We start from the raw sequence: 22,774 nt of genomic DNA on the forward strand, positions 1-22,774 counted from the left end.
ACCTGAGCTGAGGAGGAAGCAATGTTGGAGCCGCGAAGCCTTTACAACGTAAGCAACTCAATCAGCGAAGATCCGACACTGCGGGGACTTCCACTGATCGCCGGGTTCACCGGTTTCGTCGATGCCGGCCAAGTGGTCGCACAAGTCCGCGATGAGCTGCTGGGTTCGCTTGACAATGAGGTGCTGGCGGTTTTCGACACCGACCAACTCATCGACTACCGCAGTCGCCGCCCACGCATCACCTTTGAGCAGGACCATCTAAGGGATTACCAGCCGCCGGCGCTTGAGCTTCGGGTACTTCAAGACGGGTTGGGGGAGAGGTTTCTGCTGCTGAGCGGCATGGAGCCGGACCTTCAATGGGAAAGATTCTGCGCCGCCGTCGGACAGTTGATCTCCCTGCTTGAGGTGCCGCTGGTTGCATGGGTCCATTCGCTTCCCATGCCAGTTCCCCATACGCGCCCGCTCGGCGTGACGGTGCACGGCAATCGGGACGACCTCATCGAGGGGATGGGAACCGCCTGGAAACCCACCGCGGAGCTGCAGTCCTCTGTCGGCCATCTCCTTGAACTGCGGCTCACGGAGACGGGACACGACGTCGTCGGTTACGTGGTGCACGTGCCGCATTACCTGGCGGAGGCCGAGTACCCGCCCGCCGCGGTGACTGCCCTCGAGTACCTGGGCGCTTCCATCGGACGCGTACTGCCCACCGACCGGATGCGGGAAGCCGGCCGGGACGTGGAGCGGCAGATCACACGGCAGGTGGACAATTCAGCCGAAGTACAGGGGGTCGTGTCCTCGCTGGAGAAGCGCTACGACGAGCATTCGGATGGCTCCCGGCGTTCCCTGCTGGTCAAGCAGAACATGGAGTTGGCCAGCGCCGAGGAGCTCGCAGCAGACGTTGAGGCCTTCTTGGCCGGACCGCGCGCAGCCGACGAGCTCGCCGAGACGCTGAACAGTGCAGCCGAAAATAAGAATGCCGAGCCTGGCAGCGTGGCTTCCGAACCTACCACGGACGACGACAGTTCCCCGGCACCCAGTGAAGACGGAGGGGAACGGACTGGGGACTGATTCGGAACACCGGACGGGCCGGCGTGCCTGGGTGGTATGGGGCGCCGGTGTCCTGGCGTACCTGATCGCGGTGACCCAGCGCACTTCCTTTGGGGTAGCGGGTATTGAGGCAACCGAACGTTTCGACGCCACGGCGTCCGCCCTGGCTGTCTTCACTGTGGCGCAGCTCGTGGTGTACGCAGGAATGCAGATTCCGGTAGGGGTGCTGGTGGACCGGTTCGGCCCGCGCATCATGATTGTCAGCGGCGCCATCCTGATGGCGTTGGGACAGACCCAGCTCGCCTTCGCTGAGTCCATCACGGCGGGAATCGTTGGACGCCTGTTGGTCGGTGGCGGCGACGCCATGACGTTTGTCGCGGTGCTCAGACTGCTTCCTGCCTGGTTTGAAACGCCGAAGATTCCGGTGCTGACCCAACTGACAGGCATCCTCGGGCAGTTCGGACAGATCCTCAGTGTCGTACCCTTCCTCGCCATACTGCAGGTCGCGGGATGGAGCAGCGCATTTCTCTCTGCGGCCGGGCTTGGCATCCTCGCCGCTGTGCTTGGCCTGACACTGATCCGTGATCACCCGGAAGGAAACGACCAGCGAAACCGCATATCCCTGCGGCAGACCGGCGTCTCCCTGTCCGAGGCATGGAAACAACCGGGAACCCGCCTCGGCCTGTGGTGCCACTTCACGACGCAGTTCTCGGGAACGGTCTTCGTCCTCATCTGGGGCTACCCGTACCTGGTGAGTGCGCAGGAACTCGCGGCCCCGACGGCTTCACTGCTGATGACGCTCTTCGTAGTGGTCGGCATGATCTGCGGTCCGCTTCTTGGCGTCTACGTTGCCAGGCACCCGCTGCGCCGCTCGACCATGGTCCTGGCGATCACGGCGGTCACCGCACTGGCCTGGCTTGTGGTTCTGACCTATCCGGGTGGCGCACCCGTCTGGCTGCTGGTGCTGCTGGTCGTGACCCTGGCGGTCGGGGGACCTGGATCCATGATCGGCTTCGACTTCGCCCGCACGTTCAATCCGGCGTCCCGGCTAGGGACGGCAACCGGCATCGTCAATATCGGTGGGTTCACAGCCGCCCTTCTCACAATGTTCGCCGTCGGACTCATTCTCGATGTGCTGCTGGCAAGCGGCTTCTCCAATGGCGACCTGTATGCCCTTGATTCCTTCAGGATCGCGTTTTCGGTGCAGTTCCTGGTCCTGGGAATCGGTACGGTCGCGATTGTGGTGCTCCGTCGCCGTGTTCGTGCCCAGTTGGCGCGCCAATCAATCGTTGTGCCCCCGCTTCGGCAGGCGATAGCAAGAGAACTACGACGACGCCGCGAGGCCCGCAGGTAGCGACCCTTCCTCCACACCGGCTCAGTTCGTGGCGCTTACCCACATAGCGCAGCAACAGCGCCACCGGTGCCGGCTGCGGTATCAGAGTCGTAACCATGACAGCCAACGCATCCCGTTCCGACGCACCCATCAAGGTCAGCACTCCCGCCGATATCCTCAGTTACGTCCCGCACATTCTCGGCTTCCAGCCGCGCGAAAGCCTGGTGTTCCTCACCATGTCAGGCAAGCGCGTCGGTGCCACCCTCCGTCTGGACCTTCCGTCCCCGGACACGGATCCGCTGGACTACGCAGCAACAGTGCGGGACTACCTCGAGTCCGATTCGTCGGCCGACGGCGTATTGATGGTCATCTACACCGACACCGCATGGGTCGAGCCTGATTCGCCGCCACACGCTCCGATGATCCACTGCCTTGATCTGGTCCTCGACACCGCCGGCCTGGCCCTGCTGGACGGGTGGCTGGTCAGCTCCACCCATTGGCGCGACTACTTCTGCGAGGACGCTTCCTGCTGTCCTTGGCCGGGCCACCCTCTTACCCACATCACTGAGAGCATCCTCAACGCTGAGCTGGTCTTCCAGGGCAGCACCTACGCCGAATCGCTCGAAGCGGCCGTGGGCTCAGTCGACGCCGTTCACAACGAAGAGATCCACAGACTCACCTCCGCCTACATGGAGCGGTGGCACGGCAGGTGGGACAGGTCCAGTCTGGGCCGTGACTGCCTTGCTCTCTGGGATGCACTGATCACGGATGCGGGGGACGCCGGGAGCGCCGGGGAAGCGCCGGAAGTGCTTGCCTTTCTCCTTGCCGGGCTGGCCAGCGCTCCCGTGCGCGACAGCGTCATCGTGCTGGCCGCCGCCGGTCTCAGCGCTGCCCAGGCGGCGGCTGTCGAAGCCGGTGTCCTGCCGGCGCACCCGGAGGAGGTGGAACTTCCCGAGGCATGCGAAGTGGTGAAGAAGGGTCTGCATGCGGGTGAAGCCGCGGAGCAGGCCGCCGTGGAGCCCGAGGCTGCCGGCAATCCCGCCTACCTCTTCCGCGAGGTGTTCCTAGCCACGCTCAGCGCACCCGACTGGGATCGTCTGGATGCAGCACATGCCCTCTTCCTGAGGCTGACAACCGTAGCGAGCGGGCAGTCGCGGTCTGCCCTCCTCAGCATCCTCGGCTGGCTTGAGTGGGCACGCGGCAGGGGCTCCCGTGCCCACCACTACCTCCAGGAGGCACTGGAAGAGACTCCTGGATATACCCTCGCTGAACTCCTGCTGGCCCTGGTCGGCACCGGGTCACTCGCTCCCTGGGCTCGCCGACGCGAAACCGCCTGGACTTCCGATTCCCGCCGCGCCGCCTGAGCGGGCCGAACAGCCGGCACATATGTGAACTATCCGGCATACATGGGAACCGCCCGCGTGTCGCGGGCTGCGCCGCGGCCCGTATACGCCAACGCCCGTGCCCCCGATCCTATCTTCAGGAATTACGTGCCGTCCGCAAAGCGTGCGACAATGGAACCGAGACCCGGTTGGGTTCGTGTTTCAGATCGACGCGCAGCAGATCTGCGGATGTAGGGTTCACACCACTGCATCTCCGCAAGGGAATAGCGCACTCGGCGGAGCTGTTGTGTGTATCAACAGTTTCCGAAGATGGGTCTGAATTCAAACACGGACTTGACAGGGTCATAGTGGTGTTGCCCCCTTGGTGGCGCCGCAAACCGCCGTATGAAAGGTTCTTGAGTGTCGGCCAAGAAGACAACAGCACCGGTGTTAACAGAACCCGGTACAACTGCAACCAAGCGCAAAGCCTCCGCCGCTAAACCGGCGTCGAAGGCCGCTACCGCGCGCGGTGCCAAGCGCGCGGCAAACGAGGGCAGCGTAAACACGAAGGCTCCAGCGGAGGATCTTCCCGAGCAGGAGATCGAGCCCAGCGCCGCGGACGTCGACAGTGCAGACACGGAGGCAGCAGAGCCGGAGGTTGCGGAAGCACCCACCGGCAGCGGCTTCGTCTACTCGGACGCTGACGACGACGATGCGCCCGCGCAGCAGGTCGTTTCCGCAGGCGCCACCGCGGACCCGGTCAAGGACTACCTGAAGCAGATCGGCAAGGTAGCACTGCTCAATGCTGAGCAGGAAGTGGATCTGGCCCTGCGCATCGAGGCTGGTCTCTTCGCCGAAGAGAAGCTTGCGGCGAACGAGAACATCGACCCGAAACTGCGTCGTGAACTCGAATGGGTTATCCATGACGGAAAGCGCGCCAAGAACCACCTCCTGGAAGCGAACCTCCGTCTGGTCGTCTCGCTGGCCAAGCGCTACACCGGCCGCGGCATGCTTTTCCTGGACCTGATCCAGGAAGGCAACCTTGGCCTCATCCGCGCGGTCGAGAAGTTCGACTACACCAAGGGCTTCAAGTTCTCCACCTACGCAACATGGTGGATCCGCCAGGCGATCACCCGTGCCATGGCCGATCAGGCCCGAACCATCCGTATTCCGGTTCACATGGTTGAGGTCATCAACAAACTGGCCCGCGTTCAGCGCCAGATGCTGCAGGACCTCGGCCGGGAACCGACCCCCGAAGAGCTGGCACTTGAACTAGACATGACCCCCGAGAAGGTCGTGGAAGTCCAGAAGTACGGCCGTGAACCCATCTCGCTGCATACCCCGCTGGGCGAAGACGGCGACTCAGAGTTCGGCGACCTGATCGAAGACTCCGAGGCTGTCGTTCCCGCTGATGCCGTGAGCTTCACCCTCCTGCAGGAGCAACTCCACTCCGTCCTCGATACTCTGTCGGAGCGGGAGGCCGGCGTGGTAGCGATGCGGTTCGGCCTGACCGACGGTCAGCCCAAGACCCTCGACGAAATCGGCAAGGTCTACGGCGTCACCCGTGAGCGCATCCGTCAGATCGAGTCCAAAACCATGTCGAAGCTGCGGCATCCGTCGCGGTCCCAGGTTCTGCGGGATTACCTCGACTAAAAACCTCCGGACCGGGAACCCGCGTGGGGCCTGGAACAGTCAACATACAGGAAGAACCCCCTCCGAGGAGGGGGTTCTTCCTGTATGTTGTGCCATCCAGTAGGAGGCTCCCACTACGATGCGCGATTAAGCCTCTACAGCGCTCTGGGACTTCTCGGTCAACCGGGCAGTTTCGTCCTGCCACTCCGAAGTCTGCGGACGGAGAGTGCTCTCCACGGCGCGTGCGTGATGGCCGCAGAAGAGAAGCTCACCACCGGAGGACTGAAGGACTGCGCGCACATACGCCTGGGCCCCGCACCGGTCACAACGATGCAGTGCGGTCAGCTCGCGGGTTGCTGTAGCTGTTGTCATGGATGCCTCCTTAGTGGTTCCTGTAGTTCATATAACCACTATTCGTAGCCGTTTCTTCGCAAGCTGGGTGTGCTTTCGCTGAGCGCGTATCGTCGCGCGCGCGGTCAAAGCGCGTCCTGATCGGCCCGGCAAGCCTGCCGTTACTAGGGCAAACGACAGAATATGCTTGGTACGGCGCGCCGCTCCCGTCGCGCAGACCACCCCGAGATAGACCGCAATCCCAAGGAGTTTCCAAGGAAGTGGCCCCCAGCTCTGAATACACAGCCCGCCATCTTTCCGTACTCGAGGGTCTTGAGGCGGTACGCAAGCGCCCGGGTATGTACATCGGCTCCACTGACTCCCGCGGCCTCATGCACTGCCTCTGGGAGATCATCGATAACTCCGTCGATGAGGCCCTGGCAGGCCATGGACAAAGCATTACGGTCATCCTCCATGCCGACGGCTCGGTGGAAGTGCACGACGACGGGCGCGGAATTCCCGTAGACGCGGAACCCAAGACGGGGCTTAGCGGCGTTGAGGTGGTCTTCACCAAGCTCCACGCCGGCGGAAAGTTCGGAGGCGGCTCCTATACCGCATCCGGCGGCCTCCACGGCGTCGGCGCCAGCGTGGTCAATGCCCTCTCCGCCCGCCTCGACGTGCAGGTGGACAGGGGCGGCAAGACCTACCAGATGTCCTTCCGCAGGGGCGAACCCGGAAATTTCGCCGACGAGCGCAAGCCCTCTCCGACAGCGAAGTTCTCTCCCTTCGTCGACAGCTCCCGACTCGAAATCGTGGGCACCACAAAACGGGGCGTCACCGGTACCAGGATCCGTTACTGGGCAGACCGCCAGATCTTCACTGCCGATGCCAAGTTCTCCTACGAAGAACTGCAGGCACGGGCGCGGCAGACCTCCTTCCTCGTTCCAGGTCTGCGCATCACGCTGCGGGACGAGCGCGGGCTTCCCGGCCACGACGGCGTGGTGGAGGAAGTGTTCCACCACGACGGCGGAATCTCCGAGTTCGTGGAATTCCTCGCCATCGACCACGCAGTAACCGACGTGTGGAGGCTGCACGGCTCCGGTCGGTTCAAGGAATCCGTCCCTGTCCTAGACGACCAGGGACACAGCCGGATCGCGGAAGTCGAACGCGACTGCGAGGTGGATATCGCTCTGCGCTGGGGGATCGGCTATGACACGACGGTCAAGAGCTTCGTCAACATCATTGCCACCCCCAAGGGCGGAACCCATCAGGCTGGATTCGAACAGGCGCTCCTGAAGACCTTCCGGAAGGTAGTCGAAGCCAATGCCCGCAAGCTGAAGGCAGGCAATGACAAGCTGGAGAAGGACGACGTCTTCGCCGGACTCACGGCGGTGCTTACCGTTCGTCTGGCCGAGCCGCAGTTCGAAGGGCAGACGAAGGAAATCCTCGGAACATCCGCTGTCCGGGCCATCGTCGGGAAGGTCGTGGAAACGCAGATCCTGGCCAAGCTGAATTCTTCGGCCCGCGGAGACAAGGCCCAGTCCGCGCTTCTCCTGGAGAAAGTCGTCGCCGAGATGAAGTCGCGTGTTTCGGCGCGCGTGCACAAGGAGACCCAGCGCCGGAAGAATGCGCTGGAGACATCCTCCATGCCCACCAAACTTGCTGACTGCCGCATCGACGATGTCGAGCGTTCGGAACTTTTCATCGTTGAGGGAGACAGTGCGCTTGGCACAGCCAAGCTTGCCCGGTCCTCCGACTACCAGGCTCTGCTGCCTATTCGCGGGAAGATCCTCAACGTCCAGAAGGCCTCGGTCGGCGATATGCTCTCCAACGCCGAGTGCGCAGCCCTGATCCAGGTTGTTGGCGCAGGATCGGGGCGCAGCTTCCAACTCGACGCAGCACGCTACGGGAAGGTCATCCTGATGACCGACGCTGACGTGGACGGCGCCCATATCCGCACCCTGCTCCTGACCCTTTTCTTCCGGTACATGCGCCCGCTCGTGGATGCAGGTCGTGTCTTCGCGGCCGTCCCCCCGCTGCATCGGGTGGAAATCCTCAATCCGGGGAGCAAGGCGAACGAAACCGTCTACACCTACTCGGAGCAGGAACTGCACAGGCTGCTGGCCACGCTCGAACGTGAGGGAAAGCGTTACAAGGAGCCCATCCAGCGCTACAAAGGGCTGGGTGAGATGGACGCCGGTCAATTGGCGGAAACCACCATGGACCCGCGCCACCGCACGCTGCGCAGGGTGCGCATACAGGAGGCCGAAGCTGCCGAACGGGTGTTCGACCTGCTGATGGGCAGCGATGTCGCTCCGCGGAAAGACTTCATAGTCGCTGGAGCTGCGTCGCTGGATCGCGAACGCATCGACGCCTGAGAGGCGACACAACCGGCGCGTAGCACCTGGCGACGGCAGGCGGTCCGTCAGTCGAAGAGGCCCGGCGCGATCAGCAGCACAGTTGGGACCAAAAGGAGCAGCGCCGACGTCGCTAGCGCGGCGAAAGACTGCACGGGGGACAGTGGCCGCTTGGGTTCCAGCAGCCGGCGCAGCCGGCGAACGGTTGAGAGCGAGGCGTCTTCCTGATCCGGGTCCGGGTCGACGCTGCCCTCGGGCAGCGGCTGCTTCGGAGCAACAGGCGCCGGCCCGTGCGACCCGGTAGCCACTATCGCGATCGCGCCGACGAGGGTTTCCTGGTCTACCTGCTTGACTGCCTCGTCGTCGGCGAGCATTTCAATGAGCTCATTGACTGCCCGCTGGGCGAGCCGCGACGTCGGCAGCCAGGGCAGGGCGGAGCGCCACGCTGCAAAGGCCCACAGCAACAAATGATGGCGCTGGCTCAGGTGGGCACGTTCATGTACCAGTACCGCCCGCAGTTCTTCCTCCGAGAGCAACCCCATCAATCCGTCCGAGAGGACCGTTACAGAACGGGCGCCACCGGGCAGGCAATAGGCGACGGGGGTCGGGTGCTTGATCACGAGGGTGGACGGATTCGAGTGCGAGGGTGAGCTCAGCAGGTTCAGCAGATTGCGGTGCCGCCGTCGCTGTCCCGTGATCCGCACATAGGTGATGAGCAGCGTGAAGACAAGATGCGCGGTCAGCAGGGTCGCCGCACTGAGGGCGAATACATGAACCAGCCCGAGAGTGTCTGCCGGTCGATTGTTCACCAGGATGTCCCAGAGCCCGCGTAACGCTTGAAGCAGGTTGTCTCCCAGCGGCTCGAGTCCCCAGACCAGCATGGCGCCGATCATCGAAAGGCCGCCGGCGAGGGCGATCGCCTGCCACAGAATCATGGCGGTGAACGGCGACCGCGAGGGCCACTGCGCCCTTGAGAGGGCGATCGGGGCAGGCCACGCCAGAACCACGGCAAGCGTGGCCAGAAAGTGGGAGGCCCAGAACATCGGGTGCTAGTTGCTGCCCAGGAGCCGCCGGAGGGTACGGGCCTCGCTCTCGGAAACGCTGCCGATGAAGCGTGCGAGGACTGCTTCGCGATCCGGAGCAGTCACCAGAACCTCATGCATGAGTTCTGCGGTGTGATCTTCCCGGCTGGTCACCGCGCGGTAGCGGTGCGGGCGGGTGTCCCGCTCACGCTCCACCAGGCCCTTCTTTTCCAGGCGGGACAGTACGGTCAGCACAGTGGTCACCGCGAGTTCCTTGCCCTCCGCAGTGCCTTCCGGGGCAAGCGCCAATGCATCACGAAGAGCATTGGCGGTCAAGGCCTCCGGGGCACCCCACAGCAGGTCCATGACTGTGCGTTCGAGTTCACCGAGCGTAGCCATTCTTGTTCCTTCGTCCATGTGTTGCGCTGGTCTACCGGGTATTGCGGTCGCAAAGCCGGTCCCAACTCCTCTAATCTACAACTTTTTTCCGAAAGGTTCTACGCCATGTAGAAGAGTGCTCAGAAGTTGTTCTACGATGTGTAGAAGATGCTCTTCTACGGCATGTAGAAACAGCTCTCATCGCCTGTGCTCGTGGAATTGAGGACCTGTGGAAGCACTTGAAGTCGCCCGGTGGCAGTTCGGCATCACCACCGTCTACCACTTCCTGATGGTGCCGCTGACGATCGGCCTCGGCCTGGTTGTCGCCGTCATGCAGACCCAGTGGTACCGGACAGGCGAGGAACATTACCTGCGCATGACCAAGTTCTGGGGAAAGCTCTTCCTCATCAACTTCATCATGGGCGTGGCGACCGGACTGGTGCAGGAGTTCCAGTTCGGGCTCGCGTGGAGCGAATACAGCCGCTTTGTCGGTGACGTCTTCGGCGCACCGCTCGCCATGGAAGCGCTGCTCGCGTTCTTCGTCGAGTCGACCTTCCTCGGCCTCTGGATTTTCGGCTGGCAGCGGCTGCCCAAGGTGCTGCACCTCGGTTCGCTGTGGGCGGCGGTTCTGGCGTCCGTTTTCTCGGCCTACTTCATCATCGTGGCCAACTCTTGGATGCAGCATCCCGTCGGCGTCGAGCTTGTGGACGGGCGCGCACGCATGGTTGACGCCTGGGCAGTCTTCACCAACAACACCGCGCTCGTTGCCTTCACGCACACGATATTCGGTGCCCTCGCCGTGGCCGGCGGTTTCCTCCTCGGCATCGCCTGGTACCACCTCTGGAAGCGGCGCCACGACGGCCTGGACACGGTCGACGACGACGGCAAGGTGGTCGTCGGCAAGGATGACTCCCGGTCGCGCGGCCTCATGGACCACCAGGTGTGGCTGCGCTCGGCACGGATCGGCGCCATCGTCGCGCTTGTGTCCTTCGCCGGGACGGCAGTCTCGGGCGACCTGCAGGCGAAGCTGATGTTCGAACAGCAGCCCATGAAGATGGCCGCAGCCGAGGCCGCCTGCCACGACGGCACCGGTTTCTCCGTCCTGTCAGTGGGCAACCTGGGTTCCCAGAACTGCGATGACATTGTCGCGGTCTTCGAAGTGCCCGGCCTACTGTCCTTCCTCGCGAACGGCGATTTCACCACCGAGGTCAAGGGGGTCAACACGCTCCTGCCCGAATACGAGGAGCAGTACGGGAAGACCCTTCCCAACGACCCCATGTACGGCGAGCGCGCCGGGATGACCGTCGACTACCTCCCGGTCATGGAGGTCACCTACTGGGGCTTCCGGATCATGATCGGCTTCGGCGCGATGGCGGCCTTTGCTGCCCTGGTCACCCTCTGGATCCTTAGGAAGGGGACAGTCCCCGAATCGCGCCGGCTCATGCAGCTTGCAGTGTTCGGGATTCTCGCGCCCTTCGGAGCCAACTCCGCAGGCTGGATCTTCACGGAGATGGGTCGCCAGCCGTTCGTCGTTGCGCCTAACCCGGATCCCAGCGGCATCGACGGCGTTTTCATGTTCACTGCCGCGGCGGTATCGCCCGGTGTGTCACTGTCCGAACTCGTCTTTTCCCTGGTGGCGCTCACCCTCGTTTACGCCGTCCTGCTGGTCGTCGAGGTCAAGCTGCTCTTCACCTACGTGCGCGGCGGCGTTGCCTCCGCGATGCCGGAACTTGCCGCCCACAGCGACGACGACGGCTCCCCGCGCGGAAAGGACGACGACGATGTGCTCGCCTTCGCCTACTGACATCCCGAACCTAATCCCACCCCGCGGAAAGGAACCCCGCGCATGAACGAGCTGCTTCCCACGATCTGGTTCATCCTGATCGCAGTGCTGTGGACCGGCTACCTCTTCCTCGAGGGGTTTGACCTCGGCGTCGGCATGCTGATGAAGCTCTTCGCACGGACGGACCTGGAGCGAAGGGTCCTCCTCAACACCGTGGGCCCGGTATGGGACGGCAACGAGGTGTGGCTCGTGACTGCCATCGGCGCCACCCTCGCGGCCTTCCCGCTCTGGTACGCATCGCTGCTCTCCACCCTCTACCTGCCCTTCGTTCTGGTGCTCCTCGCGCTCATCTTCCGGGCGGTCGCCTTCGAGTACCGGGGCAAGATGAACAGTGACCGCTGGCGCCGCCGTTGGGACCGGGCGATCTTCTTCGGCTCTTTCACCTCGGCGGCAGGAATCGGTGCTGCCCTCGCACTGACGACCACCGGCCTGCCGCTCAACGAGAACGGCGACCGGGTGGGGGGACCCTTCGTCTGGCTGACGTTCGACGCGCTCCTCGGCGCAGCCGCCGTCGTGCTGTTCTGCATTGCCCATGCGCTGGCGTTCCTGGTCCTGAAGACCGGCGGCCCCATCCGGGAGCGGGCACGCAGGCTCCTGGTGCGGCTGCTGCCCGTCGCCGTCGTGCCCTTGCTGCTCTGGGCCGGGAAGGTGTTCCTCGCGGACGGAACCGTCTGGACGGGCCTCGCCCTGATTGGTGCCGGTCTCGCGGCCGCCGCGTCGTGGTTTGCGGAGCGGTCCTCGCGCGACGGCTGGGGTTTCATCTGGCTGGGAGTTGCGCTTGCGTTGTCACTGGCGTGCATCTTCGGCTCGGTCTACCCGGTTGTGCTGCCGTCCACGCTCAACGAGGCGTTCAGCCTCACGGTCGAGAACGCGTCCAGTTCGCCCTACACGCTTGGGCTGATGAGCATCATCGCGGCGTTCGGCGTGCCGCTGGTGCTCGCGTACCAGGGCTGGACCTACTGGGTCTTCCGTAAGCGCGTCACTGAGCAGAGCATTCCCGAAGCGCACTCCGTGAGCCCGCTGTGATCGACCGGTTGCTGGCCCGCGGACCCGCGGGCGCCTCCGTTCCGGTAAGGCCCATCTACGTCCTGGGCGTCCTCGCCGCGGTCAAGGCGGCGGGCCTGATTCTGGTCGCGGAAGCGATCGCCCGCGGCGTTGCGGCACTCGCGGGCGGCCTGGTGCCCGCCGTGGAATTGCTCTGGGTCGGGCTTGCGGGCGCCGTGCTCCGCGCCGGTGCTGCCTGGGCACAGCAGGGAACCGCCCAGCGCCTCGCACACGGTGTGAAGGAGCAGTTGCGCCGCGAAGCCCTCGAGCGGGTGCTCACCGACGGCGGTACCGGAAGCGGCAAGCAGGGCACGGGAGCGCTTAGCGTGCTACTCACGCGCGGACTCGACGGCCTCGACAAGTACCACACGCAGTACCTGCCCGCCCTGATCACCTGCGCCGTGGTCCCTCTGCTGGTCGGCGCGCGCATCCTCGCCGCCGACTGGATCAGCGCAGTCGTCATCGTGGTGACCATTCCGCTGATCCCGGTATTCATGGTGCTCATCGGCTGGCACACACAGGACCGCACGGCTGAGGCGCGGGCATCGCTGGACCGGCTGTCGGACCACCTGCTGGAACTGGCCAAGGGCTTGCCGGCACTCGTCGGCCTCGGCCGGGCCAGCGCCCAGACACGCGCGCTGCAGGACATCGGCGCGGGCTACTCACGCCGCACCATGGAAACCCTCCGCATCGCCTTCCTGTCCTCTCTCGCACTCGAACTCATCAGCACGATCTCGGTTGCCGTAGTGGCCGTCTTCGTCGGCATACGCCTCATTCACGGTGACGTGGGACTCGAGGTCGGCCTGCTCGCCCTCATCCTCGCCCCGGAGTGCTACCTGCCGCTTCGGGACCTGGGAGCCGCGCATCACGCCAGCGACGACGGACTTGAGGTTGGACGCAACGTGCGCGGCATCATCGACGCCCCCCCGACTCCCCGACGGGCACAGGTTCAGCGCGACGGCGCACCCGCCGGGGCAGAACAACTCACCCTCCGCTTCGACGGCTCCGAGGCGCCGATTGTCCAGAACCTCAGCTTCACGCTGGTGCCGGGGACCATCACCGCGGTGCGCGGACCCAGCGGCTCCGGGAAGTCCACGCTAATGGGCCTGCTCGCCGGAATGCCACAGTCCGGCCTCCAGATAACAGGAGCAGTGACACCGATTCTTGGACCACTCGCCTGGGTGCCGCAGCATCCGGAGCCGCTCCTGGACACCGTTCGGGAAGAACTCGCCTTCTACGCCAGTTCAGCCCCGGACGATGAGAAGCTCCTGCTGGCGCTCGCCGGGGTGGGCGGCACGCACCTGCTGGACAAGTCGACGGGCGAGTTGAGCCCGGGAGAGCTCCGGCGGCTTGCGCTGGCGAGGGCCCTGCTGCGTATTCAGCCCACCGGCGGAACACTCCTGCTCGATGAACCCACAGCGCACGTGGACGACGCCTCTTCCGACATCATCCGCCGCACCGTCAATAACCTGCGCGGAACCGTGACGGTTGTGCTCATCGCGCATGACGACGAGACCGCAGCCCTTGCCGACCGGACGATCGACCTCGGGTCAGCGGTGGACCCGGCGATGCAGGCCGGACAGCATCGTCGCTCTGGTGTTCCATTCGACCGAGACCCTGCGCAGAAACAGGCAGAGCCCGCAACTGCAGTAGAGGCGCCTGTCCAGCAGGACGGGCATGAGCCGTCGGACAACCGCCGGAACCGGCACACCGTTCTCCGTGCGCTCGCCCTGGTGCGTCCCTGGTCTCCAAGGTTCCTCGCGGCGCTCGCCTTCGGGACGGGCTCGTCGGTCTTCGCCGTCGCGCTTACCGCGCTCTCGGGGTGGCTGATCGTCCGGGCATCCGAGCAACCACCCATCCTCTATCTGCTGGCAGCCATTGTCGGTGTGCGGTTCTTCGGAATAGGCCGGTCCCTGCTGCGCTACTGCGAGCGCCTGTGGCTGCATGAAAGCATCCTTCAGACGGCCGACGCTATCCGGCTGCGGCTATGGCAAACCCTGCTGGGACGTGCGGAATCGTGGCGCTCGCTTTCCCGCGGGTCGGGAGGTATCGAACGTCTTGTGGGTGACATCGACGAGCTGCGCGACACCGCTGCGCGGGCAGTCTTTCCACCGCTTACCGCCGTCCTGACCGGCCTGGCTGCCATCGGAACGACGGCGCTTCTCCTGCCTTCCGCCATCGGCTGGCAGGTCTTCGCCGTCGCCGTCGGGCTCCTGGCAGCCCCGGCCGCGGCACTGCTCGCGGAACGTTCTGCAGGAGCGGCGGGAATTAGCCTGCGGGCGGCATCCCTTGCGGAAACAACCAGTCTTCTCGAAGCATCGCGGGACATCTCCGTCAACGGGCTCACGGGCCGGACCCTCGACCGCCTCGCGCGGCTGGAAGCCCGCGCCGCCCGCGGGCTGCGGCGCAGTTCTTGGGCAGCAGGCACCGGGCAGGCGCTCGTTATCCTCGGCTGCACCGCCGCCGCGATCGCCATCCTCGCTGGCTCCGGCGGGCAGTCCGCGGAGGTGGTGGCCGTCGTCGTACTCATGCAGCTTGCGCTCATCGAGCCGCTTGTGCTCGGGGTTGCGGCCATGCAGCAGTGGGCCCCGTTCGGCGCTGTGACGCGGAGACTGGACGCGAACCTGGAGTCCCGGCACGCCGCGAACGGTCAGACGGACCCGGGGCGTGCACCGGAGACCGTGCGGGGAGAGGAAGCACCCGCGCTCGCGTTGGTGGACGCCGCCGTCGGGTACGAGCCGGGCACCCGTGTGGTGGAGGGCGTCACTCTTGAGGTGCGGAGCGGTTCCTGGACGGCGCTCACCGGTCCTTCGGGCAGCGGCAAGTCCACCCTCATCGGCGCACTGCTTGGATTCCTCCCGCTGAACCACGGCAGGTATCTGGTCAAGGCTTCGCAGGATTCCGGGCAGGGCACGCTTCCTGCCGCCTGGTGCCCGCAGGAAGGTTACCTGTTCGACTCTTCCGTGCGCGCGAACCTTCTGCTCGCCTGCGACCCAACTGACCTGCCCGACGACGGTGAGCTCTGGCGCGTGCTCGACCGGGTCGGACTGGCCGACGCCGTACGTGACCGCACCGGAGGACTGGATGCCAGGATCGGGCCCGGCGGGAGCCGGCTCTCAGGCGGACAGCGGCAACGCCTTGCCGTGGCACGCGCGCTGTTGACCCGCGCTCGGGCACTCATCCTCGACGAACCGACTGCCCACCTGGATTCCGACGGCGCCGGCCGGCTCATGCGCGACCTGCGCAACGGCCTGGGGGACAGGCCTGTTCTGCTCGTCACCCACGACCTGGCGGAGGCACTCAGGTGTGACACCGGCGTCGAACTTTCCCCCCGCAATACAGGCAATCACCTACGCTGGGAGCATGCCTACGCCTGAGCTTAAACCCACCGACCAGCAGCTGAGCTGGCGGGCAATAACGGACGCGGACATCGACGGCTGGGAAGCCCTGCTGCGCCGGATGGCCGTCGCGGACAAGCCGGACTGGATCGAGCAGCGCGCCGATCTCGAGGAAGTCCTTGAGGCGTCGAAGAACGACCCTGAGCTGGACACGATTCTGGGCCTGGATGAGGACGGAACCCCCCGGGCATTCGGCCGTATCAGCGCGAATCCCGGTTCACAACTGGTGCACGTCTTCGGAGGTGTCGACCCTGCGTGGCGGCGGAGAGGGATCGGCAGCTCGATTCATGACTGGCACTTCGCGCGCGCCCGGCAACGGCTGAGGGACGCCGGCGTCGAGGGCGGTTTCATCCGCTCCTACGTCGAAGAGCTGAACCCGGGCCACCGGGCGCTGATGGAGTCCAAAGGCGGCATCATCGTCCGTTGGTTCACGGAAATGACGCGGGATCTGTCGGAGGATATTCCGGAAGTCGATCTTGATCCGGAATTCGAGATCGTGACCTTCAGCGACGACCTCTCCGAAGCAATCCGCCTGGCCCACAACGACGCATTCCGGGACCACTGGGGAAGTGAACCACGCGACGAGGAAAGCTGGCGGTTCACCGTTACGCACCCCGAGTTCCGGGCCGAGTGGAGCCCTGTGGTGATCGACAATTCGTCCGGTGAGGTCGCGGGCTATGCGATCGCCAGCTATGACCCTGAGTCAAAGGAGCTCGTCGGCCACGACGAGGGCTACATTGAGCTCCTGGGCGTGAGGCGCGACTGGCGCGGACGCCGCCTTGCACCGGCACTCCTTGCCGAAGCCATGCGCCGGTTTAAGGCCAGCGGCATGGAAAACGCCGGCCTCGGCGTGGACACCGAGAATCCGTCGGGCGCCCTCGGCCTGTACGAGCGCATGGGATACACGCCGACCCGCCGGTCGATGGCCTTCGAGAAGCATCTCGGGACGCCGGAATAGCGCCTGAACAGCCTCGCCGGAGTCCGGGTAATCAGGGCCTAGGAAGGGCTGGGCCCGATCGCCTCGACCGGCTGTGACAGCGCCACACCGGATCCGTCGCGGCGGCCGTGCTCCGTCGGGAGCGCCCGGGCCACCCCCGTAGCTGACACCGCCCGCGCCGGCCCATGACCGGCCCACGCAAGCGCCAGATGGTCCTCGCCCTTGAGGAAGCGGTGGCAGCGCACGCCGCCGGTGGCCCGTCCCTTGGCCGGGTATTCGGCGAACTCCGTCACCTTGACCGAACCCGCAGTGGTCCCCGGCAGGGCCTCGCTTCCCGCTGCAATCGTCACGACGACGGCGCCAGGATCGTCCGCTTTCACCGCACCAAAGTGGACGACGGCGTCGTCACCGGCGAGTTTGATGCCGGCAACCCCGCCGGCCATGCGACCCTGCGGCCGAACGGCGGAGGCATTGAAGCGCAGCAGCTGCCCCTCACGGGTGACGAAAACGAGGTCGTCGGCGTCGTCGGCCGCAGCAAGACCCACCACACTGTCCTTGGGCTTGAGGGTGATCGCCTCCCAATCGTCGCGGTTGAGTGGGTACTCGGGCACAACGCGCTTAACCACGCCCTGCGCGGTACCGAGCGCGAAGGACTTGTCCAGAGGCACAAGGCCCACCAGAGACTCGCCGCGCTCGAGCGTGATGAATTCCTTGACCGAGACTCCGCCGGCCAGGTTCGGGATACCGTTCGTGGGAGGAAGCGCGGGCATGTCCACCACCTGCAGCCGCACCATGCGTCCGGATGAGGTCAGGGCTCCGATCTCCGCGCGGGCGGTGGTCGCGACAACGGAGGTGAAGGCGTCGTGCTTCACCCGCTGGCCACCGTCGGCAATGGGCTCCTGGCCCGTTGTGCGTGCAAGCTGACCGGAGGTCGAAAGGATGACCCAGCACGGATCGTCCGCGATCTCGAGTGTCAGCGGCGCCTTGGCACCGTTGCCCGCCGCCGTAGGCAGGACGGTGCCCTTCAGCGGGGCGCTTGCCTCCGATTCGAGCAGTACGGTGCGCCGCGGGGTGGCAAACTGCTCCGCAATGTCGGCGAGCTCCTCGGAAACCAGCCCGCGCAGCCGCTGCTCGGACCCGAGGATCTCCTCGAGTTCAGCAATTTCCCTGCGCAGTTCGTCCTGCTCCTTCTCCAGCTCGATCCGCGAGTACTTGGTCAACTGGCGCAGCCGAAGCTCGAGGATGTAGTTGGCCTGGATCTCCGTCAGGTCGTAGATCGACATGAGCCTCGTCCGGGCCGCCGCTGCCTCATCGGAGGAACGAATGATCTGAATGACCTCATCGATATCCACGATGGCGATCAGCAGGCCCTCCACCAGATGGAGACGATCCTTCTTCTTGCCAAGCCGGTAGGAGGTGCGGCGCCGGACAACCGAGATGCGGTGGCTGATGTACACCTGCAGCAGCTCCACGAGCCCGAGGGTTCGCGGCTGGCCGTCCACCAGGGTGACGTTGTTGATGCCGAAGGAGTCCTCCATCGGGGAGTACCGGTAGAGCTGCGCGAGCACCGCGTTCGGATTGAACCCATTCTTGAGCTCGATGACCAGCCGCAATCCGTGCGTTCGGTCCGTCAGGTCCACGATGTCGGAAATGCCCTGCAGCTTCTTCGCAGTCACGGCATCCTTTATTTTTTCGATGACCTTCTCGGGCCCCACCATGTACGGCAGTTCAGTGACCACGAGGCCGGTACGGCGGGCCGAGAGCTGCTCAACCTCCACCGCGGCCCGTGTCTTGAACGATCCGCGGCCCGTGGCATAGGCGTCCCGGATACCGTCCAGCCCGACGATCTTGCCACCGCTCGGGAGGTCAGGGCCGGGAACGAAGCGCATGATGTCATCCAGCGTTGCGTCCGGGTTGTCGATCAGATGGCGTGCCGCCGCGATGACCTCACCGAGGTTGTGCGGCGCCATGTTGGTGGCCATGCCGACGGCGATGCCCGTTGCGCCGTTGACGAGGAGGTTCGGGAAGGCTGCGGGCAGGACTTCGGGCTGTGTGAGCTGGTTGTCATAGTTCGGGATGAAGTCGACGACATCTTCGCCGAGGTGGTCCGTCATTGTCAGCGCCGCTGCGGCGAGCCGGGCCTCGGTGTAACGGGCTGCTGCCGGGCCGTCGTCGAGCGATCCGAAGTTCCCGTGCCCGTCAATGAGCGGCAGACGCAGCGAGAAATCCTGGGCCATGCGGACCATGGCGTCGTAGATGGCGGCGTCGCCATGGGGGTGGAGCTTGCCCATGACCTCGCCTACGACGCGCGCTGACTTCACGTGGCCGCGGTCGGGGCGCAAACCCATGTCAGTCATCATGTACAGGATCCGGCGCTGCACCGGCTTCAGGCCGTCGCGCGCGTCGGGAAGTGCGCGCGAATAGATCACCGAATAGGCGTACTCCAGGAAGGAGCCCTCCATCTCGGAGGTGACGTCGATGTCGATGATCTTCTCGGTGTAGTCCGTGTCCGGTGGTGTGGCTTGGCGCCTGGCCATGGTGTTTCGGGTCCTTCGGCAGCTGATTGCGTAACTGTGTTTGCGTAGTCGTCGTGACGGCTGTGTTGGCCGCGGTGTTGGGCCGCAGTGGTGCTTAGCTGACGGAAGCCGCAGCCGCCCACTACTGTGAGTCTATGGTGGCTGACGGACTATACCCCGAATATTGGGAGGCAGACGTCGTGTTGCGGGACGGATCGACCGGCCATCTGAGGCCCATCGCGCCGTCGGACGCCGACGCCGTTCAGGCCTTTCACATGAGGCAGTCCCAGAACTCCATCTACCTCCGCTTCTTCACGTACAAGTCCTCGTTGAGCGAGAAGGAACTCAAGCGGTTCACGGAGGTGGACTACGTGGGCAGGGTGGCTTTCGTGGTGACCCGGGGCCAAGACATCATCGGCATCGGCCGCTACGACCGCCTCGATGACCCTGACGAGGCCGAGGTGGCCTTCAACGTCTCGGACGCCTACCAGGGCAGGGGACTCGGATCCATCCTGCTGGAGCACCTCGCGGTGGCAGCGCGGGAGAATGGCATCCGGCGCTTCACCGCCGAGGTGCTGCCTGAAAACAGGAAGATGATCACAGTATTCGCCGAAGCAGGCTACGAAGTGGATCGCCGCTTCGACGACGGCGTGGTTGAACTGACCTTCAACATCGACCCGACTGACAGGTCCCGCGCGGTCATGGAAGCACGGGAGCACCGTGCGGAGGCCCGCAGCATGCAGACCCTGCTGATGCCGTCGTCAGTCGCGGTGATCGGGGCCAGCCGCAGCTGGGGGAGTGTGGGCTATTCCCTCCTCGAGCACATCGTCGACGGCGGCTTCACCGGGCCCGTCGCGGGGGTCAATCCTGAAGCTTTCGAACTGAACGGCATGGTTGCGTATGGCTCCATTGAGGAGGTGCCGGGTCCCGTTGACCTCGCCGTGATCGCGGTGCCCTACGACCAGGTCCTCCCTGTTGTGGAGGAGTGCGGACGTGCGGGCGTGAAGGGCCTGCTCGTGGCGACGGCAGGCTTCGCCGACGACGACGGCGAGGGGCTTGCGCGGCAGCGCGCGCTGGTGCACAGCGCCCGGTCCTATGGCATGCGGGTGGTGGGGCCGGCGTCCCTTGGCATCATCAATACCGATCCGGCAGTCCAACTGAACGCCTCAATGGCGCCGGAACTGCCGAAACGCGGAGGGCTCGGCCTCTTCAGCCAGTCGGCGGCGATCGGCGTCATGCTGCACGCCGCCGCCAGCCGGCGGTCGCTTGGATTGTCCTCGGCGTTGTCGGCGGGCAACCGTGCCGACGTGTCCGGCAATGACGCGATGCAGTACTGGGAAGACGATCCCAGGACGCGGGCAGTTGCGCTGTACCTGGAGTCGATCGGCAACCCGCGCAAGTTCTCACGCATAGCCCGACGGCTGTCGCGGACGAAGCCTGTCATCGTCGCCAAGTCCGATGTGATGGGACTGCAGCTGCCGCCGGGTCACGCGGTGCGCACGACGCAGGCCCCGAGCGGGGCTCTGAACGCCATGCTGCGCCAGTCCGGCGTGATTCGGGTGGAGACCACCGAGCAGCTGATGGACGTGGCGCAGATTGTGGTCGGCCAGCCTGTTCCCGCTGGCCCCGGCGTAACCGTTTTCAGCAATTCCCTCGCCCTCGGGAGAGTCCTCGCAGACGCAGCTCTTGCGCACGAGCTCGAGGTGGTCCGGATGAATGCGCACCTCGATCTGGACGCAGGCCAGTCAGTGGCATTGCCCGCGCTGAAGACATCGCTCACCGAGGCACTCGATGATCCAGCCGTTCACGCGCTGATCCTGACGCTCATTCCCGCTGTAGGGCTCGCACCCGAAGCGATCCTGCCGGTACTGCAGGAATGCGGCAAGGCAGCGGGAAAGCCGGTAGTTGCGTGCTTCACGGGTGTACTGGACCCAGCCGCGCAGCTTGAAGGCCTGTGGTCCGCCGCGGCGCGGCCGGTCGATGAGGGCGAGGACGAGGGCGAGGGAGTGCCGTGTTTCGCCAGTCCGGGCGCGGCCGTGTCGGCGCTGGGCGCCGTCGTACGTTACAGCCGGTGGCGCGTGGGCGAGCACGGTGTCTTCGCTGAGCTCAGCGACGTCAACGAGGAGGATGCCGCCACCTTGCTCGGCGGCGTCCTGTCCGGTGTGAGGGATGTGGGCCTGCGCCGTCTGGACGGCGACCAGACACGCCGGCTCCTCGGCAGCTACGGAATCGAAGCTCTGCCCTCGATCCCGGTCGACTCCGCTGAGGAGGCCGTTCAGGCCGCTGAGTCGCTGGGCTGGCCGGTGGCGCTCAAGACCGTGGATGAGCATCTTCGGCACCGCCTGGACTTCGGCGGAGTGCGCCTCAACATTCCCGATGCGGCAGCGCTGCGCGCAGGGATTGAGGCCATGCGCGCCGAGCTCCGCGAATTCGGTGACCATGGCCTGGAGGTCCAGACCATGGCACCGGCCGGGCAGGCGTGTGTCGTGCGGGCCATCGAGGATCCGCTCCTCGGACCGGTGGTTTCGTTCGGCATGGCGGGCGATGCGGTCAACCTGCTTGATGACTGGGCCCACGGCATCCCGCCGCTCACCACTGTCGACGCGGAGGACCTGGTCCGGACGCCGCGGGCAAGCAGGCGGCTGTTCGGCTACCAAGGCCTGCCGCCGGTGGACATCCCGGCTGTGGAGGATCTGCTGCTGCGGGTCGCCCTGCTCAAGGACAGGCATCCCGAAATTGCGCTGCTGCACTTTAACCCGGTCCTGGTTTCACCGGCTGGGCTTGCCGTCCTGAACGCGGAGATCAGCGTCGGAAACCCCCAGCAGCGAACGGACAGCGCCCGCCGGGCCATGCGCGACTGACCCCCGCAGGCCGGCATCTCCCGGGGGCCTCACGCCGGTTAGGCGTGCACCATAGCCATAAGTCACACTGGAACCATGACTCCATCGCTGTCGGCGGAACGCCGCGACCTGGATGCCTCCCTCGAACGAGCGGGTTTTTATCCGCGGTTGGTGGCCGACGTCGTCCATGATGCCCTGGACGGCAGGGAACCGCTCTCCCACGTGGTTCATCTGGAGACCCACTTCGAGCGCACGGAGGTACGCAGGCACATCACCGTCCTCGTCCTGACCGAAGACATGCTCGTTGTCACGCACGTTGATGACCAGCAGCTGGACGACGCCGGGGAGCAGATGACGGCGCAGGTATCCACAGAGTCGGTGCCGGTCAGCCAGATCCGGTCAGTGGTACTCAGCTACCTTTACTCGCAGCCACAGAGCTACAAGCCGTCCGACCCCGCGCGCGAGCTCACCCTCGGAATCGCCTGGTCCGGCGGCCAGCGTATTGATATGGGACCGGCCAGCTGTGGTGATCCGCAATGCGATGCCGACCACGGATACACCGGAACCATCGCGCAGGAAGACATCGTGCTGCGCGTCAGCGCGGAAGCGGACGGGCTGCAGGCCGTGCAGAATGCCAAGTCGTTCGCGCGGGCACTGCGCACTGTGAGTACTGCAAATCCGTCCGTCGCCGGCGTCGTCGTCAATCAGCAGGGCACCAGCCGGAGGCAACCCGGGCTGACCACCCGTTTCAGCCGCGCACACCACGGGCGGTAAT

The 22,774-nt window shown here is 65.1% G+C and carries 15 protein-coding genes; 11 read left to right on the forward strand and 4 right to left on the reverse strand.

What is annotated here, in order from left to right:
* Window positions 1-21: 21 nt before the first annotated feature.
* The 4 genes from AC5RTB_RS13010 to AC5RTB_RS13025 all read left to right on the forward strand — a co-directional run bounded on the left by AC5RTB_RS13010 (window position 22) and on the right by AC5RTB_RS13025 (window position 5,355).
* Entirely contained in the window at window positions 22-1,068 is a 1,047-nt protein-coding gene (locus tag AC5RTB_RS13010) for a proteasome assembly chaperone family protein (RefSeq protein WP_494061494.1), read from the forward strand.
* Window positions 1,037-2,401: an MFS transporter gene (locus tag AC5RTB_RS13015; protein WP_494061495.1), complete on the forward strand. Its 1,365-nt coding sequence runs from the start codon at window positions 1,037-1,039 to the stop codon at window positions 2,399-2,401. The genes AC5RTB_RS13010 and AC5RTB_RS13015 overlap by 32 nt, the downstream gene beginning before the upstream one ends.
* Window positions 2,402-2,496: 95 nt before the next feature.
* Window positions 2,497-3,744 (forward strand): DUF4192 domain-containing protein, encoded by a 1,248-nt coding sequence (locus tag AC5RTB_RS13020; RefSeq protein WP_494061496.1) that lies wholly within the window; start codon window positions 2,497-2,499, stop codon window positions 3,742-3,744.
* A gap of 378 nt (window positions 3,745-4,122) precedes the next feature.
* The gene (locus tag AC5RTB_RS13025) at window positions 4,123-5,355 is read left to right on the forward strand and encodes an RNA polymerase sigma factor (protein WP_494061497.1); all 1,233 of its coding nucleotides are present in this window, start codon (window positions 4,123-4,125) and stop codon (window positions 5,353-5,355) included.
* 126 nt (window positions 5,356-5,481) lie between these two features.
* On the opposite strand, the gene AC5RTB_RS13030 is transcribed toward AC5RTB_RS13025, so the two are convergent.
* On the reverse strand, window positions 5,482-5,706 hold the full coding sequence (locus tag AC5RTB_RS13030; protein ID WP_490892379.1) for a DUF7455 domain-containing protein: 225 nt from the start codon (window positions 5,704-5,706) through the stop codon (window positions 5,482-5,484).
* A gap of 239 nt (window positions 5,707-5,945) precedes the next feature.
* Here AC5RTB_RS13030 and AC5RTB_RS13035 point away from each other — a divergent pair, with 239 nt between their 5' ends.
* Window positions 5,946-8,042 (forward strand): DNA gyrase/topoisomerase IV subunit B, encoded by a 2,097-nt coding sequence (locus tag AC5RTB_RS13035; protein WP_494061498.1) that lies wholly within the window; start codon window positions 5,946-5,948, stop codon window positions 8,040-8,042.
* A gap of 47 nt (window positions 8,043-8,089) precedes the next feature.
* On the opposite strand, the gene AC5RTB_RS13040 is transcribed toward AC5RTB_RS13035, so the two are convergent.
* Both AC5RTB_RS13040 and AC5RTB_RS13045 read right to left on the reverse strand, forming a co-directional pair.
* The gene (locus AC5RTB_RS13040) at window positions 8,090-9,064 is read right to left on the reverse strand and encodes a M56 family metallopeptidase (protein WP_494061499.1); all 975 of its coding nucleotides are present in this window, start codon (window positions 9,062-9,064) and stop codon (window positions 8,090-8,092) included.
* Window positions 9,065-9,070: 6 nt separating this feature from the next.
* Window positions 9,071-9,442, reverse strand: a complete 372-nt coding sequence (locus AC5RTB_RS13045) for a BlaI/MecI/CopY family transcriptional regulator (protein ID WP_494061500.1) — start codon at window positions 9,440-9,442, stop codon at window positions 9,071-9,073.
* Between the two features lie 208 nt (window positions 9,443-9,650).
* Here AC5RTB_RS13045 and AC5RTB_RS13050 point away from each other — a divergent pair, with 208 nt between their 5' ends.
* The 4 genes from AC5RTB_RS13050 to AC5RTB_RS13065 are packed head-to-tail and all read left to right on the forward strand — an operon-like array spanning window position 9,651 to window position 16,664.
* Window positions 9,651-11,225: a cytochrome ubiquinol oxidase subunit I gene (locus AC5RTB_RS13050; RefSeq protein ID WP_494061501.1), complete on the forward strand. Its 1,575-nt coding sequence runs from the start codon at window positions 9,651-9,653 to the stop codon at window positions 11,223-11,225.
* A 42-nt stretch (window positions 11,226-11,267) separates the two neighbouring features.
* A complete protein-coding gene (gene cydB, locus AC5RTB_RS13055) occupies window positions 11,268-12,290 on the forward strand; it encodes a cytochrome d ubiquinol oxidase subunit II (protein ID WP_494061502.1) in 1,023 nt (340 codons plus the stop codon).
* Window positions 12,287-15,685 carry a thiol reductant ABC exporter subunit CydD gene (gene cydD, locus AC5RTB_RS13060; RefSeq protein WP_494061503.1) on the forward strand — a complete coding sequence of 1,133 codons (3,399 nt, stop codon included), beginning with the start codon at window positions 12,287-12,289 and terminating at the stop codon, window positions 15,683-15,685. Before cydB ends, cydD begins: the two co-directional genes overlap by 4 nt.
* The gene (locus AC5RTB_RS13065; RefSeq protein ID WP_494061504.1) at window positions 15,672-16,664 is read left to right on the forward strand and encodes a GNAT family N-acetyltransferase; all 993 of its coding nucleotides are present in this window, start codon (window positions 15,672-15,674) and stop codon (window positions 16,662-16,664) included. Before cydD ends, AC5RTB_RS13065 begins: the two co-directional genes overlap by 14 nt.
* Before the next feature lie 38 nt (window positions 16,665-16,702).
* Here AC5RTB_RS13065 and AC5RTB_RS13070 read toward each other — a convergent pair whose 3' ends face one another.
* Window positions 16,703-19,180 (reverse strand): DNA gyrase/topoisomerase IV subunit A, encoded by a 2,478-nt coding sequence (locus AC5RTB_RS13070; RefSeq protein WP_494061505.1) that lies wholly within the window; start codon window positions 19,178-19,180, stop codon window positions 16,703-16,705.
* A gap of 134 nt (window positions 19,181-19,314) precedes the next feature.
* Here AC5RTB_RS13070 and AC5RTB_RS13075 point away from each other — a divergent pair, with 134 nt between their 5' ends.
* Window positions 19,315-22,020, forward strand: a complete 2,706-nt coding sequence (locus tag AC5RTB_RS13075; protein WP_494061506.1) for a bifunctional acetate--CoA ligase family protein/GNAT family N-acetyltransferase — start codon at window positions 19,315-19,317, stop codon at window positions 22,018-22,020.
* A 75-nt stretch (window positions 22,021-22,095) separates the two neighbouring features.
* Window positions 22,096-22,773, forward strand: coding sequence for a DUF5998 family protein (locus tag AC5RTB_RS13080; protein ID WP_490892369.1), 678 nt, complete (start codon window positions 22,096-22,098; stop codon window positions 22,771-22,773).
* Window position 22,774: the final 1 nt, after the last annotated feature.

The sequence above is a fragment of the Arthrobacter sp. M71 S08 genome, from assembly GCF_059089725.1.

What these genes read in the sequence shown, in the direction of transcription:
- AC5RTB_RS13010 (WP_494061494.1), top strand. Translation starts at nt 22, where the DNA reads ATGTTGGAGCCGCGAAGCCTTTACAACGTAAGCAACTCAATCAGCGAA.
- AC5RTB_RS13020 (WP_494061496.1), top strand. Translation starts at nt 2,497, where the DNA reads ATGACAGCCAACGCATCCCGTTCCGACGCACCCATCAAGGTCAGCACT.
- AC5RTB_RS13030 (WP_490892379.1), bottom strand. Translation starts at nt 5,706, where the DNA reads ATGACAACAGCTACAGCAACCCGCGAGCTGACCGCACTGCATCGTTGT.
- AC5RTB_RS13040 (WP_494061499.1), bottom strand. Translation starts at nt 9,064, where the DNA reads ATGTTCTGGGCCTCCCACTTTCTGGCCACGCTTGCCGTGGTTCTGGCG.
- AC5RTB_RS13045 (WP_494061500.1), bottom strand. Translation starts at nt 9,442, where the DNA reads ATGGCTACGCTCGGTGAACTCGAACGCACAGTCATGGACCTGCTGTGG.
- cydB (WP_494061502.1), top strand. Translation starts at nt 11,268, where the DNA reads ATGAACGAGCTGCTTCCCACGATCTGGTTCATCCTGATCGCAGTGCTG.
- AC5RTB_RS13065 (WP_494061504.1), top strand. Translation starts at nt 15,672, where the DNA reads ATGCCTACGCCTGAGCTTAAACCCACCGACCAGCAGCTGAGCTGGCGG.
- AC5RTB_RS13070 (WP_494061505.1), bottom strand. Translation starts at nt 19,180, where the DNA reads ATGGCCAGGCGCCAAGCCACACCACCGGACACGGACTACACCGAGAAG.
- AC5RTB_RS13075 (WP_494061506.1), top strand. Translation starts at nt 19,315, where the DNA reads ATGGTGGCTGACGGACTATACCCCGAATATTGGGAGGCAGACGTCGTG.
- AC5RTB_RS13080 (WP_490892369.1), top strand. Translation starts at nt 22,096, where the DNA reads ATGACTCCATCGCTGTCGGCGGAACGCCGCGACCTGGATGCCTCCCTC.